Source organism: Bacillus sp. SRB_8, assembly GCF_003264205.1.
Taxonomy (GTDB): Bacteria; Bacillota; Bacilli; order Bacillales; family Bacillaceae_G; genus Bacillus_A; species Bacillus_A mycoides.
Genome location: NZ_NADT01000088.1, coordinates 1 through 496, shown reverse-complemented (window position 1 = coordinate 496; position 496 = coordinate 1). Strand labels below are relative to the sequence as shown.

Genomic DNA, 496 nt, shown 5'->3' with positions numbered 1-496 from the left:
CTTATGTAGGAATGATTGATAAAGTGCCAGCTCGTGTAATTGTTCATCGATTAACAAAACAACAGCAACAAAAACGATTACAAGATCAAGCTGTAAGAGAAAAAAAGAAAGGAATGAAGTATTCTCCTCGTAGTAAACGACTCAGTGGTATCAATGTATATATGACAAACATCCCTACAGATATTGTCCCGATGGGACAGGTACATGACTGGTATTCTTTGCGTTGGCAAATCGAAATTTTATTTAAAACGTGGAAGTCATTCTTTCAAATTCATCATTGTAAAAAGATAAAACCAGAACGATTGGAGTGCCATTTATATGGTCAATTGATTGCCATTCTACTCTGTTCTTCTATCATGTTTCAAATGCGCCAATTGCTCCTCATGAAGAAAAAACGAGAGCTTAGTGAGTATAAAGCCATATATATGATTAAAGACTATTTTCTTCTTCTATTCCAAACTATACAAAAAAACACCCAAGAGCTATCAAAGGTGTT

The 496-nt window shown here is 34.5% G+C and carries 1 protein-coding gene; it reads left to right on the top strand.

Going from position 1 to position 496, the window contains the following annotated elements; genetic code table 11:
• On the top strand, window positions 1-496 hold a 496-nt coding region (locus tag B5P40_RS31825; protein ID WP_113710519.1), incomplete at both ends, for an IS4 family transposase.